Annotated in this window: 11 protein-coding genes; 5 read left to right on the top strand and 6 right to left on the bottom strand. The window is 62.8% G+C overall.

Translation table 11 applies throughout. From position 1 onward, the window contains the following. Positions 1-840 precede the first annotated feature (840 nt). The 3 genes from O7621_RS24235 to O7621_RS24225 all read left to right on the top strand — a co-directional run bounded on the left by O7621_RS24235 (position 841) and on the right by O7621_RS24225 (position 3367). Positions 841-1503 (top strand): ATP-binding cassette domain-containing protein, encoded by a 663-nt coding sequence (locus O7621_RS24235; protein WP_282231382.1) that lies wholly within the window; start codon positions 841-843, stop codon positions 1501-1503. Then, entirely contained in the window at positions 1500-2738 is a 1239-nt protein-coding gene (locus tag O7621_RS24230; protein ID WP_282231381.1) for a hypothetical protein, read from the top strand. The genes O7621_RS24235 and O7621_RS24230 overlap by 4 nt, the downstream gene beginning before the upstream one ends. 65 nt (positions 2739-2803) lie before the next feature. Further along, positions 2804-3367, top strand: a complete 564-nt coding sequence (locus O7621_RS24225) for a hypothetical protein (protein ID WP_282231380.1) — start codon at positions 2804-2806, stop codon at positions 3365-3367. A gap of 112 nt (positions 3368-3479) precedes the next feature. Here O7621_RS24225 and O7621_RS24220 read toward each other — a convergent pair whose 3' ends face one another. From O7621_RS24220 to O7621_RS24210, 3 genes are read right to left on the bottom strand one after another with little or no spacing between them, the layout of a single operon-like run. Beyond that, entirely contained in the window at positions 3480-4010 is a 531-nt protein-coding gene (locus tag O7621_RS24220) for a hypothetical protein (protein WP_282231379.1), read from the bottom strand. Next, positions 4007-4795, bottom strand: coding sequence for a hypothetical protein (locus O7621_RS24215; RefSeq protein ID WP_282231378.1), 789 nt, complete (start codon positions 4793-4795; stop codon positions 4007-4009). Before O7621_RS24215 ends, O7621_RS24220 begins: the two co-directional genes overlap by 4 nt. Then, positions 4792-5133 carry a hypothetical protein gene (locus tag O7621_RS24210; protein ID WP_282231377.1) on the bottom strand — a complete coding sequence of 114 codons (342 nt, stop codon included), beginning with the start codon at positions 5131-5133 and terminating at the stop codon, positions 4792-4794. The genes O7621_RS24215 and O7621_RS24210 overlap by 4 nt, the downstream gene beginning before the upstream one ends. A 262-nt stretch (positions 5134-5395) precedes the next feature. Between O7621_RS24210 and O7621_RS24205 the strand changes: the two genes are divergently transcribed. Beyond that, complete coding sequence (locus O7621_RS24205) at positions 5396-5629, top strand: winged helix-turn-helix domain-containing protein (RefSeq protein WP_282231376.1); 234 nt, start codon at positions 5396-5398, stop codon at positions 5627-5629. Positions 5630-7105: 1476 nt separating this feature from the next. Next, entirely contained in the window at positions 7106-8395 is a 1290-nt protein-coding gene (locus O7621_RS24200; RefSeq protein WP_282230471.1) for an IS701 family transposase, read from the top strand. Here O7621_RS24200 and O7621_RS24195 read toward each other — a convergent pair. From O7621_RS24195 to O7621_RS24185, 3 genes are all read right to left on the bottom strand, one after another. After that, positions 8388-9221, bottom strand: a complete 834-nt coding sequence (locus tag O7621_RS24195) for a hypothetical protein (RefSeq protein ID WP_282231375.1) — start codon at positions 9219-9221, stop codon at positions 8388-8390. The two genes, O7621_RS24200 and O7621_RS24195, sit on opposite strands and share 8 nt — an antisense overlap. 250 nt (positions 9222-9471) lie before the next feature. Then, positions 9472-12159, bottom strand: a complete 2688-nt coding sequence (locus O7621_RS24190) for a site-specific DNA-methyltransferase (RefSeq protein ID WP_282231374.1) — start codon at positions 12157-12159, stop codon at positions 9472-9474. Then, on the bottom strand, positions 12159-15209 hold the full coding sequence (locus O7621_RS24185) for a DEAD/DEAH box helicase family protein (protein WP_282231373.1): 3051 nt from the start codon (positions 15207-15209) through the stop codon (positions 12159-12161). Before O7621_RS24185 ends, O7621_RS24190 begins: the two co-directional genes overlap by 1 nt. Between the last annotated feature and the right edge of the window lie 67 nt (positions 15210-15276).

Genomic DNA, 15276 nt, shown 5'->3' with positions numbered 1-15276 from the left:
TGGAACGGAGACTACTGGCGCTTCTGGGACGCCGACACTACGATTAGTCCGAATCTGGAGTACGAGGCCGCCAATGTGAGGGTCTGTGAAGACCAGCGATTTTCTCCTGATGACTGTTCTAGCAACGCGCACATGGGTCAGTTCTAGTCAGATATCAGATGGACTTAGAACCTAGGGGTGACATGCCTTCAAAAACTCGCGGCTTCAACCGATTTGCAGTGCTGTCCATCGTGGTGGCAATGCTGGTACTCCAGGCTGGTCCGGCATCGGCGCTAAATACCGTCAGAAATTGGGCTAGCCAGTCTAACCCGTGGGTCCTCACTGTTGGTGGTGTCGATCAGGGTGCGGCTTACGGGAATTGGCGACTGACTTATCAGGGAACCAATCTTCGGTCAGTTGCGAATGGTTACGTCCGAGACTATCGAGTTGGCGGTGCATCTATATACTTCGAACTTAGGACGCAAACAAACTCTGGGATCTGTATTGCGCCGGCTTGGACATCTTGCAGCCAGCCGTGGCATACATACGGATTTCCCACTGGCTCTGCGCATTCGAATTCGGATCGTTGGGTGAGCACCTCGGCTTCCACCTCGGTGAGCGGGACTGCGGACTTCGCGAGGGGAAATTTGAGGACCTGTGAAGAAGTGAACTACTGGCCCGATGACTGCAGCGGCTATTACTACACCGCCGGTGATAGCTACACGTGATTTGTAGAGCGTTCCGGTTGGTCCATGGCGGGGTCGACCGGAACGCTTCAACCCGGATTGGCGAATCAGCTTGCTCAAGGTATCAGTCGAAGGAATATCGCAGGTTTACAGTTCCGGCTTCCGGTTAGAGAAAATGGACCTCTCTCTCCGCTCGGGTGTCACCTGCCTGATTGGATCCAACGGCTCGGGGAAGACTACGCTGCTGCGAATACTGTCAGGTATCGACATGCCGGCAACTGGTAGGGTTCGCGTATCCGAGAGAGATTTGTCGACATCAGAACATCTTCCCGGATTTCTTCCGCAGGACTTCTCCGCCCCAAAGAAAGCTACCTGTCTAGATTTTCTCTACTACGTTGCATGGTCTCGGCGGGTGCCATCAACTCGTCGCCGGCTCGTTATCGAGAACGCGCTGTCCCACACCGGCCTCAAGGATCAGGAAAAGCGCAGGATTGGCGCTCTCTCCGGTGGCATGCTGCGGCGCTTGGGTATCGCTCAGGCAATCATTCACGATCCGAAGTTCCTGATCCTCGACGAGCCGACAGTCGGCTTGGACCCGGGCCAGCGCCTTGCCATCAGGGATCATGTCCGAAAACTCGCAGAAGATGGCGTCGTCGTCTACTCGACGCATATTGTCGAGGACGTCCGTGCTCTGGCCGACCGAGTACTCGTCTTGCGGTCCGGGAAACTGATCTTTGACGGCACGGTTTCCAGCATCAAGGAGTCAGCTCACCGACCCGAACCTGGCGAGGACGGCCTAGAGCAGGCGATCGGATCGCTCATGGGAGCGCAGGAGTGAGACTGACGACTTTTCTCTTCCGCACGCACTCGGCGCCGAAGGTTGCCCTGCTGCTACTCGCGGTCGAAATGTTCAACGTCTTCAACCGGGGTATGCCGTGGCGCGGTGAACTGGTCTGGTCCGTGGACTGGGCCGGCACTGTGCTGGTGTTGGTTGGTCCGGTGCTGGCCGGCGCGGTGGCGGTCGACGCCGGCCGCTACGCCAAGTCGGGCGTCGACTACCTCGCCGCCCAGCCTGGCCCAAGAAGCCGTGTGTCCATCCTCACCTGGGCCGCAGGCGTGGTACCCACAATGATCGCTCACCTCGTCGCAGTCGGCTTGATCCTCACGATTTCCCGGCCGCAGTCGGAAATCTCGCCTTGGCCGAGTTTGCTCGCGGTGGTCGCACAGTTAGGCGGGATCGCCTTCTACGGTGCCGTCGGCTCGGCCTGCGGACGATACCTCGGCTCTGTGGCGGGCGCTCCGGCCGCCGTCTTGCTGAGCGTGCTGCTGTTCTGGCAGTTCGGCACATCGCCCGATCGTTTTTCGCCACTGTTGTTCGGCCGCGCAACGAGTTCGGTTCTCGGCCTTCAGTTCAACGTTGTTCAGATTCTGTATCAGGTGGTCATACTGATTCTGCTCACCGGCGTGCTACTGGCACTTCCGGTGCGGGTGATTAAGGGGATCCGCCGCCCACCCCACGTGATCACTGCGGTGTTGCTGGTTGCCGTCATCGCCGCCTACGTGCTGACACCGCTGACCTCGGTGAACCGTTTCGATCGAGTCGCTGTGGCGCCATCCTCGTGTGCCGGTCAAGAGCCGGTGATCTGTGTTTTTCCAGACCATGAGCGGTTCCTCCCCTCAGCCGAAGCTGCGATCAGCGAGCTTTACGCCGGAGCGGCCAGTCTTGGCATTCGTGATCTTCTTCCAGAGAAAGTTCAGGAACGCGTCCCCGGGGAAGGCTCTGCCCAGGATGGGAATGGTCGATTCCAAATCCCGGTCGCCGCATTCAGCGGTGACAAGCTGTCAATCGACGATCTTGCGATAGAGATGGTGGTGCCACATCACTGCCCGGCACTGTATGGGGACGTCCCTCCCTCGATGCAGTTCGGTGAGGATCTGCATCGAGCCGCACAGACCCTGGTTTTGGCGGCAGTCGGGCAGGCCGGATCAGGGCCATGGGGGGGCGAGGTAGATCCGATGTCCTCGAACGAGCTAAGAGAGGTGCTCGTCAACTTCCAGAAATGCAGTCTCTAGTGGGGCACCTGCGCGGTCCGCTCGTTGACGTTCCAAGGGCATGGTGCGCCGTCCACCATGCACGAGTGGCCGCGGCACTCTTCATCGTCGCAGGTGTGTCGAGCCTGGCATTCCGTGATCAGGTTCTCAACCGGTTCGTTGTCGACCTAGTGGTCCCGGTTCCGGTACCGATCTTGGTGCCGGTCGTCGTGGGTATGGCGGTTGGCCTGGGAGCAGCCAGCCAGGTGGACCGCAGGATTCTTCCGGCCCGGTCGATGGTCCTTCCGCGGGTCGCCTGGGCCACTGTCCTCCTACTGACCGGGTTGCTTACTGTCCTTCCGGGAGTAACCGGCTTGTCCGCAACCCCGAGCGGGCTGGCACGCAACTGTCTGGCATTCAGCGCGTTGGGTCTGGCGAGCACCGTGTGGCTAGGCGCGGTTGGTGCATGGGTGGGACCCGCCCTCGTCGGACTCTTCGTCATCCTGTTCGGCGGTGGACGCCCGGAAGGTCTTCCTGTCTGGGCCTTCTTCTTGAGTGAGGAAGGCGGTCCAGCCGCTCTCGTCGGATCGGTTGTCGGGTTTGTCCTCGCGGTGGTGCTCTACTCCCTAGCGGGCACGGGCCATGTCCGTATCACGAGTGGGTGGACCTGACCGATCACCGTTCGGTTTCGCAGATCTGGCCAACGACGAGCTGATTGCTTCATGTCTGGCCGGACGAGGCGCAGTGGGCGGCTGCCCGGCCGCCCACTGCGCCCGCGACGGGTCACTGCTGCGCTGCGCGGTCGTCGTCTGCTGTGGTGTCGGGTGCCGGCAGATCGGCTTCCTCGGCGGGCGCGGGGTCGACGGCCTCCGGCGGTTTCTCCAGCTCGGCCGGTTCGGATTGCAGGGCGATCATCGTGGTGGTGTCGTCGATCAGGTCGGCCAGGCCGGCGGGGCTGAGTCCTTCGTCGGTGACCAGGGCGACGACGAGCAGTGTCTGCGTGGTGATGGTTTCGGCGGTGGCGGGCAGGGTGTCGTGCTGGCCGAGGGCGGCGTACATCAGGGTCTCGGCCACGGTCGGGTCGATGGCGGTGCCGGCGGGGTCGAAGCGTTCCCGGACGCTGGCGACGAAGCGGATCACCGCGGCCGGTTCGCCGGGCCGGAAGCGTCGTTCGGCGGTGAGGACGAACAGTCCGCTGAGCAGGTCGAGGTATTCCTGCCACTGGTTGTCGTCGAAGCGGGCGAGTTGGCGTTCGTGTGCGCCGGTCTGCCCGGCGACCAGGTAGGTCAGGGCGGCGGTGGGTGCGCTGGTCACCGGCTCCTCCAGGTGCGAAAGGCGTCTTCCCAGATGTGGTGGCGGACGAGCTGCCAGAAGGTGCGGAACCTGACGTGGTGGCGGCCGGTGGCGACCAGCGACGCGGCGGTACGGGCGGCGACTCCGCGTACCTCGGTCGGTGGCTGCCGCCCGGCGGAGTCGGCGCCGTCGTCGGGTGGATCGCCGTCGGCGGTGGCGGTGGCGGGTGGGGTGCTGGTGAGCGGGCGTCGTGCGGCCAGCCGGCGCAGCCGCTGCTGCGGCGGGTCGTCGCCGTTGGCGAGGGCGTTGAAGTAGCGGTCGAGGGCGCCGGTGCCGACGCCGAGGCTGCCGCCGAGCTGGTCGAGGCGGGCCAGGGCGGTGCGCAGCCGGGCGGCGGCGGCCTGGGCGTACGGGTCGTCGCTGCGGGCCAGGCGGTCGGCGGCGGCCAGCACCCGGGGCCGGGCGTCGCAGGTGGTGCCGGCGGCGTGGACGGCATGCTCCCGGGCGGTCCGCAGGCCGCGCATGATGGCGGCGACGCCGACCGGGCGGCTGCCCGGCAGCTGCGGCCGGGCGACGGTGACGGCGTCGAAGACTTCGCCGTACGCCTCCCACGCCTGGTATAGGGCTTCCTCATAGCGGTCGACGGCGAGCCGGGCGTCCGGGGCGAGGGTGTGGGCGTCGCCGAGCTGCTCGGTGACGTGGGTGACGGCGGTCTCCAGGGCCAGGCAGACCGCCCGCAGCGCGCCGATCGTGTCGGCGGCGACCTGCAGGGCTGCGGCGTCGGCGGCGTACTCCCGGGCGCTCATGCCGACCTGCTCAGCCAGGAGAAGCGGGGCCGGTCCGGGGTGTCGGCGACCCGGCCGGGGTCGAGCAGGGTCGCGCCGGGGCGGCGGAACGGCAGCCGGTGGTAGCGGTGCATCGTCGCTTCGGCTTCGGTCAGGTCCGCGCACGGTCCGGGCCGTCCACAGCCGAGACAACACCCGGTGTACGCCGAGGTGGTGTGACTGTCGATGGTGCGTTGCGCCTCGACGACGCGAGCGCGGGCGTACCGGGTGTAGTAGGTCGCGGAACGCTGGTCGCCGGCCGGGCGCAGCAGGGTGGGTGGTGGTGGGACGGTCGGGGTGGGGCGGGGGTCGGGTGTCACCGGACGTTGCCTCCCGTACGCGTGGAGATGGCACCCGCCGCTGATACGGCTGTTGTCGCAGGTGGCGGGCAGGTTGACGCACCCGGCCGACCGACAGGCGACGCCGGCCGACCGGGCTCTTTGCGGGAAAACCAGCTCCGGGTTGCTGACCAGGGAGCCGATCGATGGGAGCCTACGATAGCAGGCTATCGCAGTCAAGCTATCACTTGCGATCGTAGGTGCAGAGGTGATCAAATGGCGGTGCTGACCAGGGAGTACCGCCATGCCACCGAACGCCAAGTGGGTGGGTCTCGCCGCCCACATCCGCAAGCAGATTGAGACCGGCGAGCTGCCGCCGGGCGCGAAGCTACCGTCCACCTCGCAGCTCTGTGCCGAGCACGACGTGTCGGCGATCGTCGTCCGTAACGCCATGATCGCGCTCAAGGCCGAGGGCTTGGTTGTTGGCGTACCCGGCGTCGGTGTCTTCGTAGTTGATCCGGATGAGTCGACGACGTAGGTCGTTCGATCTTGTAGCGAAGGCTTTTCGGCACCGAGTGGTAGTGCATGCCGTTGATGCCATATGCTTTCTGGGCCGCGTTTCGACCGACCCTAGGTTCGCTAGCAAACCTAGGGACGCTGGCGGCATCGGAATTGACTAGACGTAGGGGTGGTCCGGTATCGATGCGAGTTGAACTACGATGTTCTTGATCATCTTTCGCGTATAGCGAAGTGGCCCAGTGTCCTCCAACGCTTGGTATGAACGTCGCTTCCTAAAATCGAATAGAACACCCGATGAGTTCGTCGATCGGCGCGGATACTCGGCTAGCAGCTAATAGAATGCCATTTGCTACATTTGCCTTGGAGTGCAGGTGGTCTTTCAGGTTCTGGCGCCTGCGCGTTGTCTCAAGGAGTTCGTTGTATGACCACTCTGCCATTGATATACAGAATTCCCTAGTTCTGTTGGTGCGATTTTCGGGGATGGGACCGCCATGGGCTACGGAATTTCGATACCGCACAAAGGTATTAACCATCAAAGTGAAATCGCTACGCAGGTTTCTGGCTGCGTTCTCGAAGGCCGCCGAAGTCGTTAGCTGTTTCAGGCGCTCCTTCAATAGCAGAGAAAGAAGTGAATCTCGATCGCCAGAGGCTAGTTCGACGCAGAGTTTCAGTTCCTTGAGTGAGCTCTGTGGGTCGTTTTCGTCCAGGCGCAAGAATGCCTGGCGAGCTTGGTCGGGTCCGTCCGGGCCAGTAGTTCCTCGCGTTGCAAGAAACTGCCATATCCATCTATGTGTTGTTCTCGCGATTTGATGGAGAATCCATCGATCAGGGAGGTACATAAGAAACCTATCCCATGTCATGTCCGCTCGACTGGCTACGTATTCGACAACTCGGCCAGCCATGAGGAGGCTTGGCGCACCTTTAACATCGTGACACGCTCGCAGCCATCGTGCGGCGTCCAGGGAGCCTGCGGGCAGCCCATTGTGCAGGACCAACTCACCGTTTCTTTTCATTTGCCAAACGATGGCGTCGCCATTCTCCTCGTGTTGCCAGGTAAGTGAGGCGATATCAAGGTTTGGAAGGAAGGGGATCGCTGATACGAGACGCCCGTCGAGAAAGTGTAGGTGTCCTTGTAGTTCTCGCCAACCGTGCAAGCCCTCGGGTCTCGCGAGGCTGGCGAGCCATTCCATTGCTAGGTTTGCCTGCTTAACTGCTGTCGCTGCGGTGCCTGACCCTGTGTCGAGTCGTACATACGTAAGGTCGGCGCCTTCGGGAAGGTCGAAGAGCAGCAATCCTAGTACGGCAGCCGCCATTAGGGCTGTGACCAGGTAGGACGCGTTGGCAGGGTGGTGCGACGTAGACGCAGCCGCCTGTTGATCATGTGTTTGTGAGGACAACAAGATCGAAGGCGGCTGCTGCTGCCAGGGTAGCGGCCGCCCGCGCTGAGCGCGCACGGGCCGAACTGTTGGAGCGAACGCGGTCCTGTTTCGTCCAGGTGCGGACGTGGCTGCACGCGGGCCGGTACGTGTCGGCGCTGGTCAGCAGGATGCCGAAACGCAACGGGTGGACCATCGCCGAGCATGTCGGGGATGCCACGCCGGACCGGACTCAGCGGTTGTTGAACCGGGCGGTGTGGGACGCCGAGGGTGTGGCGAGCCAGGTGCGGCGGTACGCGGCGGCCGGGTTGGACACGGCGGCCGGCCGGCGGCGTGGGTTGGTGGTGGGGGCGCTGGACGAGACCGGGCAGCCGAAGCAGGGCACCGGGACGGCCGGGGTGAAACGGCAGTACATGGGATGCGCCGGTCGGGTCGCCAACGGCATCAACACGGTCCACCTGGCCTATGTGCGGGAACGGACCGGGCACGCCCTGGTCGCCGCCCGGCAGTGGATCCCCGCCGAGCAGATCACCGACCCGGACACCGCCGCGCGGACGGGGCTGCCGACGGACACGCAGTTCCGCACGAAGGGCCAACTCGCGATCGACCTGTGCACCCACGCGTACGCCGACGGCTTGACCTTCGACGTGATCTGCGGTGACGAGGTGTACGGCGGCTGTACCGAACTGAGGGAGTTCCTCGAACAACGTGGGCAGGCGTACGTGCTGCGGGTCGCCTCCACGTTCATGATCCAGATGCCGTCCGGTGACAGGCTGGCCTGCACGCAAGCCGTCACGGGACTCGCCGGCAGGCGCGGTCGTGGCTGGCAGGTCCGCTCGGCCGGTGCCGGGTCGAAGGGACACCGCTGGTACGCGTGGGCGTGGATCGCCACCGCCTCACCCCGCCACCATCTCCTCGTGCGTCGTCACCTGGCCACCGGTGAACTGGCGTTTCACTACTGCTTCGTGCCCGAGGGGCAGCCGGTGGTCGTGTCGCGGCTGGTCCGCGCCGCCGGCCTGCGGTGGCCGGTCGAGGAATGCTTCGAGTTCGGCAAGGACCACTTCGGCCTGGACCAGTGCCAGGCCCGCCTGCACGGGGCGATCGCCCGGCACACCGTGCTGGTCATGGCCGCCCTCGCCGTCTGCGCGGTCACCGCCGCGCGGCTACGCCACCGCACCGACAGCCAGGCACCCCCACCGACCACACCCGACCAGCCGCCACCGACCGAGCCCGGACTGATCCCACTGACCGTGCCCGAGATAGGACGGCTTCTCGCTGACGCCCTCCACCACCCACAACCACCCGACCACGCCCTCAACTGGCTGACCTGGCGACGACGCCACCAGGCCCGAGCCCGCTGGTTCCACCAACGCACCCGACTCAACCGCGAATACGCCCTGGTCAACTAGCAAATGGCGGCTGCCGTACTAGGTCGTAGGCTTCCCTCAGCTCAGACGGAACACTCGCACGGTTGGCGCTACCGATGGAGGTGAGATTGGGAATAAGCCAATCTGCCGGGAAGATCTGGATTTCCGGTGTGGGAATCCAGTTCCCTCTAATGACGGTTCGATCGTAAGCCAGCCAAATAATGTTGACGCCCCTCGGCTGATCGGCCATCAGAAAGGTGGCAGCGAGCCTTGTCGGCTGATCGTATGACGGGCCACCTGACTCTGATGCTTGGGTCGACTCCGCCTCTTCGGGACGGCTCGGCTTTAGTGTCTCCAACGCCCTATCTACGTGCCACCGATCACCCCCAAGAATGCCGGTCAGCTGCATAGCGGTCTCTCGGCGTGACCACTCGGCCATGTCCAGCAAATCCAACAGGGTATCTCTGGTATAAAGCATTCTGCGCGAGGAGGCCGCCTGCCTGGTTGAAGAGACGAAATCCATGAATGCCTGTTCGCGACCGCGCCCGGATTTCGTGATCTGGATGACGTCATGCAAAGCCGCAGCAAATTTTGAACGGATACCCTTATCTTTCCGTTGTGATTCGTTCTGTGGGAACGCGTGTTCGACCGCCTGAAATTCGTCGCGGATAAGTGCTACTAATTTAGGCCCGCAGTTCTTGTGGGCCCATTTGAGCGCAGCGTAGCAGGTTTCCCATCCCGTCGCATGGTTGTGATGTTCGTAAGAACGCTCGTCGCTTGCCCAAGCCTCCATTTCGAGTAGGGCTGTTGTTAGGGTGACCGGAGCTGGTGACATATCGTCATCGGGCTTCTGCAACAGTTCGAGCATTCTCCGCTGATGAGCCGAGGTCGTTGGATGGGCGAAGTTGGACATAGCTTGCCTTTCTGCCGCAACCGAGACTAGCGCAACTGTGCCGGCATGGATAAATGGGCGAACTCCAGCTGGTCTAGCCGTTTAACCTATAGGCACGAGTGGCCGGTGACGCTGTGCCGCATCCCCTGGTCGCTATACACTGCTGCCCCGGGCATCCGGAGGGGAGACGATTTGCTGACAGACCTGATCATCAAAATTCGGGTGCTCAAGCGTCGTAGACTTGGAGGACTTCGTCGCCGTAGTGATTGATTACCTTGACTGCGAACTTGCCTGACTGGGGTCGAGGGAAGGGCCGCGATCGGGTTGAGTACAGCGATGCCCATGCGGCATCGTCGACCTCTGCTCGCAGGACTTTGCGCAAGCGGGCGTACGGGTCGAGACCGTCAGGCTTGCCCTCGCTACCAGCGAAATAGATGTGCCTGACGCAGAACTCTTCCTCGTTGTAGTCGGTGTCGAGCATCCACATCGCGATGTCGTCGGTACCGCCCTCGCCGCGCAGCTCACCGGTCGTAGGGTTGTAGACGTCTACGCCGCGGATCTCGACCACTAGCCCGTCGGGAGTCTCGTGCTTGGCGACGTCCGGCTCGCCGAAGACCGTGAACAGGTTTGCGGTCCCGGTTTTCTTGAGCAAAGTGTCACCCATCGCCAGGTCGGCGTTCATCCGCACTAGGAGGATGGGCAGCCGACCGAGCTTCCGCTGCTCCGCAACCGTAGCGAAGTCGTCACTGCTCTCGGGGGTAAACTCGTTGACGGCCGAGCCGGCCAAGGCGTCAAAGCTGAACCCGCAGACAAGCAGCATGTCGAAGCCGACACCACGCAGCGATTCGCGGGCGGCCTGCTTGATCCAGTCCGCATCCACGGTGCCGTACTGCGGTCCCACACTGACCGCGATCCGAGTTGGTGTCTCCTCGCCTCCGTTGCGCTGTGCGCCTTCTGCGTGGATGAGCTTCCCAGCGTGCGGAGTGAGCGAGGCGAACTCAAGCCGATCCTTGCGCCAACCATTCTGGACGCCAGCCTTCGTCAGATTGTCAAAGATCGTCTTGAGATAGCTGTCGGCATCGGCGGTAGCAGGCTGATCAGCGCCGATGTTGAACGTGGGCGAGCGGTGCGGTGACAGACTCTCGACCGTAAACTTGCCAGCTACTCGGAGCTTCTTCTTGTCCTCGTAGGGTCGGTCGTAAAGCAGTTCCGTGTCGGCATGACGCTTGATCGCTGCGTCGATTTCTTGCCGAGTCATTCCTTCCTTAATATCCGGATTGTTCGCTATCGACTTGAGTGTAATGTGTGGCACGCGCTCATAGACGAAACCCTTGCGGACATCGCTGGTGGGTGGTCCGAGCGGAGCGTCGGCTCCGGACAGTTCCCGCTCCTTTGCGCGGCCCTCGTGCGAGTCTGCCAGCAGATACGCGGGGTACTTCGCGCCAATGATGCGCTGCCGGGCGAGTGCGAGAGCCACCCGGGAGGTGTCGATGGTGATCCATCGCCGCCCCCACTGTTCCGCAACGAACGCTGTCGTCCCCGACCCGCACGTTGGATCTAGCACGAGATCCCCTGGATCCGTACACATCAGCATGCAGCGTTCAACAAACTTTGTTGCTGTTTCCACTACGTATCGACGCGCAAAGGCCGGCGGTGGGTCATTCCAGCAGTTCTCTATCTTAAGAAGATCAAAGTCGGAGGCGTAGCGCTTGAAGTATGGATTACCTCCCAGGACGAAGATCCTGTCAAGGTCAAGTAGTTGACGCATTCCGGCCATATTGGTCCGCCAACTTTTATTGCTGAACGGACGGTATGTTTTTCCTTTGAATTCAAAGTCAAAGGTGCAGGTTGGAGTGTATCCCGAAGATGTCAGGGTTGATCGTCGAAACAGGCCTTTGTAGCCTTCTGGGAGTGGTTCTCCTGTAGCAAGCGTTCGGTACCCAGTGAGCGATTTTGGGTCATCCACGTAGCGGTATTCCGGATCTCCCTCGAATCTTTGCTTCTGAAATAGGGGTCTAAACTTTATGTGTTGAGCGTTTGATGCGTACCAGATCAAATAGTCATACGTCTTGGCGAGCCCGCTTTGCCCGAGCGCCCCCATGCTCTTAAAGCTAATTAGTGCCTGGAAATTTTCGGGACCGAAGACCTCATCAAGAAGGGTGCGAACCAAGTGGACGTTCTCGTCGCCGATCTGCACGAAGATGCTACCCGACTCGGTAAGCAGGTCTCGAGCGACCGTAAGACGGTCTCGCAAGTAGGAAAGGTAGGAGTGGATGCCCAGCTCCCAGGTGTCACGGAATGCCTTGATCTGCTCCACCTCCCGAGTGGTGTCGGAAGGACTTCCATCCTTGACATCTCGTTTGCGGATGGACCGCTGCCAGTTCGAGCCGAACTTGATCCCGTACGGCGGGTCGAGGTAGATCATCTGGACTTTGCCGCGCATCCGTTCCTTTTCGGCCAGCGATGCCATTACCCGCAGCGAGTCGCCGAGGATCATTCTGTTGGACCAGTCCGCCTCGTGTTGGTAAAACTCGACTGACTCCCACGAGTCGAGCCCGTCGAAGTCACGGTAGTCGTTGGCGAACAGGTCAAGCTGATCGGCGTCTGGTTCGGCGCGTTTCGTCGCCTGACGTAATTCGTCGATCAACGTACGCGGGGCGATCTTCTCCTGAATGTAGATCGGCGGTGCCTCGACGACCAGGTCCTCGGTGTCCTGAGCTTCCTTGCCGGTCCAGACGAGCTGCGGATCCAGGTTCGGGTCTCGCTTCGCAATGTACTGATCGATGCGGGCAGCCTCCGGAGTCAGCAGGTCCTGATTGCCTGCCGTCGGGTTGTTGACCCGCTTGTCCTCGTGGCGGATGACCTGAAGCGGAGCACCCGCTTTGGCGGTCGTCCCCTTCGCTCTCGGTGGCATCAGGTAGCCCCTTCCTCGTCCAGCATCAGATCAGTAAAAGTAGAGAGCCCGGTCCCGGCGTACAGCGCGGCGATCGCCGGGGCGAGGTCCAACTTGGCCCGGGTCGGGTCGCGCAGCTCGCAGAAGCTCCACCGGCCGAACCGGCCGCTGTTGTTGACCGCCGGGACCCACATGTTGCGCGCCGCCCACGCCTTCTGCGCCGTCTGACCTGGTGCCTTACGGCCGCCGGAGACCTCGACCATCAGGGTGCGGGTGACCCCGTCGCCTCGGTCGGCCAGCCGGACCAGGAAATCCGGGTAGAACCGGTGGGTGCGGCCGGCATGCTCGTACGGGATCGCGAAGTCGAGGTGGTCGTTCTTGACATACGCCGCGACGTCATCCATCGACTCAAGAGCCTGCGCGACCGACCGCTCCCAGGCGTTGCCGCCGGAGCCGTCCAGCGTGACGAAGTTGACCGGGCAGCGGTCGGGCCGGGTCACGAAGACCTCGCGGGTGGTGTGGAAGTCGACCACTGCGGTCGAGCCGACCGGGTCAGCTGAGCGCAGCACCGGCAGCACGTACTTCTCCCGGTCGCCCTGCTGACTGATCGTCTGGTAGATCTTCTCCGCAGCCTCGGCCTCGCGCAGCCTCAACATCCCGTAGAAGGCGTCGTCGTGCAGCGTCACGCACTCGTCCATCCACTGTCGGGTGATGGTCAGTAGCTGCGGAAAGTACCACGGCTTCGGGTCCTGGTCGCTGTTGCGCAACTTGCGTTCCAACACCCGAGCTGCGAGTGCGTACGCGATCTGCTGCTCCCGCGCTTGCCGGAGCTTCTCCAAGTCGTGCTCATCGGTTTCGCCTGTCAGCCCGGAAACGACAGTGACCGTGGGGAAATCGGCCTTGGACAGCACCATCCTGGCCTCGGGCACCGACAGATCGGCGATCAGCTTCTGATCCGGCATCTCCACGTGGTAACCGACAACCCTGGGGAAGGTGATCGTCAACTTGGCCCGGTCCGGTTCGGCGCGAACGTGTCGGGTCGGCTTAAGTGTCAGCTCGCGGCTGGCGGCCACCGTCGGGATGAACTGGAACGGCACGCCGTAGACGTCGGCGTACTCGGGGGTGAACATGCCGTTCTCGTCGACGGCGTACGACCTGCGCCGCAGCCCTCGGCCCACTACCTGCTCGCAGATCAACTGGGTGCCGAACGCGCGGACGCCGAGGATGTGCGTGACCGTGTTGGCGTCCCAGCCTTCGGTCAGCATCGACACGCTGACCACGCAGCGCACCGGTTCGCCGAGCTTGCCCGCCTTGCCGACGGTGTTCATCACCTCGCGCAGCAGCTCCACATCGCCGAGGTCGTCGGCGGATCGGCCAGGGAAGCGCTGCGCGTACTCCTGCTTGAACTCCTCGATCTCACGACCTGCGGCGCGGCGGAACTCGTCGGACAGCTTGCCTGACTCGAACTCGGCCGCGTCGACCAGGATCGTACGTGGCCGGTGCAGCCAACGGCTGTCCTCCACGTTGGAAAACAGCGGTAGCTTGCCGGGGACCGGCACGGTGGTGTCCTGGACTTCCCGATCCCAACCGCCGATGTAGTCGTAGACCGCCTTGGAAACCGTCGTGTTGCTGCACACCACGATGAACACTGGCGGCGGCTGGCCCTGCGCGGCAGCCTGCGACGTCTCCCAGGCTTTGAAGGATTTCTCGTACGAGCCGTAGAGGCTATGGATCGCAGCGGTCAGATGATCCGGCAGATCCTCGGCGCTGAACGGTTCCGACTTGCGGCGCCCGCCGCGCGGCAGCTGATCGCGGATCTGTGACCACAGGTCGAGGTAGGCGACGTCGCGGGACACCCGGTCATCGTCCACCGGCACCCGGGGGATCTTGACAATCCCGGACTCGATCGCGTCGATCAGGGAGAAGTCGCTGACCACCCAGGGGAAGAGGGTGCCCTCGCGGTAGCCGGAGCCGGCCAGGAAGAAGGGCGTAGCGGACAAGTCGTATACCCGCTTGATGCCGACCTTGTCCCGGATCATCTCCAGGCCGGTGAACCAGATCCGTGCATGCTCGGCCTCTTCCTGGGCCTGCTTGCGCTCTTCGCCGGTGAGGTTGTCGATCATCGCCGCGCCGTCTTCCGGCTGGGCTGACCTGCCCCGGTAGCAGTGGTGCGCTTCGTCGTTGAGCACGACGATCTCTGAGCTGCCGGCGAGCGGCCGGAGCACCCGCGTCACCATCTGGGCAGGTGTCTCCTGGAACGGGTTGGGTCGGTCCGGGTTGAGGAAGGCTTTCGTGTTGCCGTGCAGCCCTCTGCCGGCACGGGTCTCGCGCTGCTGGAACGAGTGGAAGTTGGTGATGACGATCTTCGCTTGTCCCAGGTCGGCAAGGTATTCGGCGGGCACCAGATCCCGTAGCTTGTAGTAGTTCTCCGGATCCTCCGGCAGCAGCACTCGCAACCGGTCACGGATGGTCAGGCCAGGCGTGACGACCAGAAAGCGCTTGGCGTAGCTACGGTCGTACGGCGCGTTGACCTTGTTGATGGTGTGCCAGGCGATCAGCATCGCCATCACCACCGTCTTGCCGGAACCGGTGGCCATCTTGAGCGCCAGCCGGGGCAGGCCGTTGTTGTGCTCGGCGTTGACCGCGTCCAAGTCGTTGTTGACCCAGGCACCGCTCCACTTCGACGCTGCCTCGGCCAGGAAGATCGCTGTCTCGGCGGCTTCCCGTTGACAGAAGAGGATCTTGTTGTCCCGATCCGGATCGGCCCAGTGCTCTAGCAGTCGCCGGGTCACTGGCGTCACGCCTGGCCAGCCGTCCCGCCGCCAGTTGTCCACCCGCGCCCGAATCTCGTTGACCTGCTTGTTCTCCCTGATGTCGTCGTAGGTGACAACCTGTGGGATCTCCAGCTGTCGGGAGCCCTTGCGGGGCCGGGGGACCGGCACGAAGTAGCTGGACTTACGGCGCTCCGGGACGATCTCGCTGGTGATGCCGTCCCGGTCAAAAGCGAAATGTCGGGTAGGTGGAACATATGGTGAGTTGATGATCGGGTTTTCGATCACCGTCTCGCTCATCGCGACCTCCCCGTACCACTCGATGCCGTCGAAGCTCCAGAGCTTATACGCTCGGTGGTTGTTGACC

Source organism: Solwaraspora sp. WMMD937 (assembly GCF_029581175.1).
Lineage (GTDB): Bacteria > Actinomycetota > Actinomycetes > Mycobacteriales > Micromonosporaceae > Micromonospora_E.
This window is presented reverse-complemented; position numbering and strand designations above follow the sequence as displayed.

Excerpts from the sequence above, each read along its gene's own strand:
- O7621_RS24235 (WP_282231382.1), top strand. The coding sequence starts at position 841 with ATGGACCTCTCTCTCCGCTCGGGTGTCACCTGCCTGATTGGATCCAAC.
- O7621_RS24215 (WP_282231378.1), bottom strand. The coding sequence starts at position 4,795 with ATGAGCGCCCGGGAGTACGCCGCCGACGCCGCAGCCCTGCAGGTCGCC.
- O7621_RS24205 (WP_282231376.1), top strand. The coding sequence starts at position 5,396 with ATGCCACCGAACGCCAAGTGGGTGGGTCTCGCCGCCCACATCCGCAAG.
- O7621_RS24195 (WP_282231375.1), bottom strand. The coding sequence starts at position 9,221 with ATGCTCGAACTGTTGCAGAAGCCCGATGACGATATGTCACCAGCTCCG.
- O7621_RS24190 (WP_282231374.1), bottom strand. The coding sequence starts at position 12,159 with ATGCCACCGAGAGCGAAGGGGACGACCGCCAAAGCGGGTGCTCCGCTT.
- O7621_RS24185 (WP_282231373.1), bottom strand. The coding sequence starts at position 15,209 with ATGAGCGAGACGGTGATCGAAAACCCGATCATCAACTCACCATATGTT.